2 protein-coding genes and 1 tRNA gene are annotated in these 1808 nt (G+C 60.6%); 1 reads left to right on the plus strand and 2 read right to left on the minus strand.

Annotated features, from left to right (window positions below):
• Positions 1-2: 2 nt before the first annotated feature.
• Together KH616_RS24725 and fdxA are read right to left on the minus strand one after the other, a co-directional pair.
• Positions 3-78: transfer RNA gene (locus tag KH616_RS24725), tRNA-Asn, on the minus strand.
• Between the two features lie 100 nt (positions 79-178).
• Entirely contained in the window at positions 179-502 is a 324-nt protein-coding gene (gene fdxA / locus KH616_RS24730) for a ferredoxin FdxA (RefSeq protein ID WP_292254807.1), read from the minus strand.
• A gap of 248 nt (positions 503-750) precedes the next feature.
• Between fdxA and pncB the strand changes: the two genes are divergently transcribed.
• A partial coding sequence (pncB, locus tag KH616_RS24735) for a nicotinate phosphoribosyltransferase (protein WP_292254809.1) occupies positions 751-1808 on the plus strand: 1058 nt, incomplete at its 3' end.

Consider the following 1808-nt stretch of genomic DNA (forward strand, 5'->3'; position numbering starts at 1 on the left):
TTTGGCTCCCCGACCTGGGCTCGAACCAGGGACCTACGGATTAACAGTCCGGCGCTCTACCGACTGAGCTATCGGGGAACAAACAGCAGAGAAATGAGATTCTATGGGGTGCTGGCTAAGCTGTCAACACTTTTTGCATGCGCCGCTCAATTTTTTTTAAACCCGAGCGGCCATGCGATCAGCGCTCGAGCAGATGCAGCTTGTCCTGCACGTCCTTCCACTCGTCCGCATCGGCCGGCGCCGGCTTCGTCTTCGTGATCGACGGCCAGGACTTCGCCAGTTCGGCGTTCAGTGCGGTGAATTCCTGCTGATCGCTCGGCACGTCTTCTTCCGCATAAATCGCGTTGGTCGGACATTCGGCGACGCACACGGCGCAGTCGATGCATTCGTCCGGATCGATGGCCAGAAAGTTGGGACCTTCACGGAAGCAATCCACCGGGCACACATCGACGCAATCCGTGTATTTGCACTTGATGCAGCCTTCGGTCACAACGTGAGTCATTCAAACGCTCCTGCTTGGCGGTATATATGGGGTGGCGTATGCGCCAAAAGCGGCATTGTAACTGATGCGCCAAACCCGCATACCACACTCGGCTTTCCGGCTTATACCGATTCGTGATTAGTTTATGGCGGACGGGGGCGGGCGCAGACGCGCGCGGTGGTCAGTCCCGCATTCGGGTAACATGGCCGCCAGACCGGGCGGCGCGCGGTGCGCCAGGGCCCGGTCTTGATATTGGCGGTGCCGTCATCATGATCATCACTTCGCTGCTCGACACGGATCTGTACAAATTCACGATGATGCAGGTCGTCCTGCATCACTTTCCGGCTGCAAACGTCGAGTACCGCTTCAGGTGCCGCACGCCCGGCGTCGATCTCGTGCCGTACATCGGCGAGATTCGCGACGAGGTGCGCGGCCTGTGCGCGCTGCGCTTCACCAACGACGAGCTCGACTATCTGCGCCGGATGCGCTTCATCAAGAGCGATTTCGTCGATTTTCTCGACCTGTTCCACCTGAACGAGAAATACATCTCGATCACACCGTCGCCGAAGGGCAATGGCGAGATCGACATCGAGATCAAGGGGCCGTGGCTGCACACGATCCTGTTCGAGATCCCGGTGCTCGCGATCGTCAACGAGGTCTACTTCCGCAACACGCAGCGCGAGCCCGACTATCGCGAAGGGCGCGAGCGGCTGTGCGAGAAGATCGAGCTGCTCGGCGCGCAGCCGGCGTTCGCCGACTGCAAGATCGCCGATTACGGCACGCGCCGGCGTTTCTCGAAGGTGTGGCACGAAGAGGTCGCGCTCACGCTGCGCGACGGGCTCGGCTCGCAGTTCGCCGGCACGAGCAACGTCTATTACGCGATGAAGCACGGCATCACGCCGCTCGGCACGATGGCGCATGAATATCTGCAGGCGTGCCAGGCGCTCGGGCCGCGGCTGCGCGATTCGCAGATCTTCGGTTTCGAGATGTGGGCGAAGGAATATCGCGGCGACCTCGGCATCGCGTTGTCGGACGTCTACGGCATGGATGCCTTCCTGCGCGACTTCGACATGTATTTCTGCAAGCTGTTCGACGGCGCGCGCCACGATTCGGGCGATCCGTTCGAATGGGGCGAGCGGATGATCCGGCATTACGAAGCGAACCGCTGCGACCCGCGCACCAAGGTGCTCGTATTCTCCGACGCGCTCGACATTCCGAAAGTCATGCAGCTGTACGAGCGGTTCCGTGGCCGCTCGAAACTCGCGTTCGGCGTGGGCACCAATCTGACCAACGATCTCGGCTATGTGCCGCTGCAGATCGTCATCAA

Source organism: Burkholderia sp. (genome assembly GCF_018375725.1).
GTDB lineage: Bacteria > Pseudomonadota > Gammaproteobacteria > Burkholderiales > Burkholderiaceae > Burkholderia.

Excerpts from the sequence above, each read along its gene's own strand:
- fdxA (WP_292254807.1), bottom strand. The coding sequence starts at position 502 with ATGACTCACGTTGTGACCGAAGGCTGCATCAAGTGCAAATACACGGAT.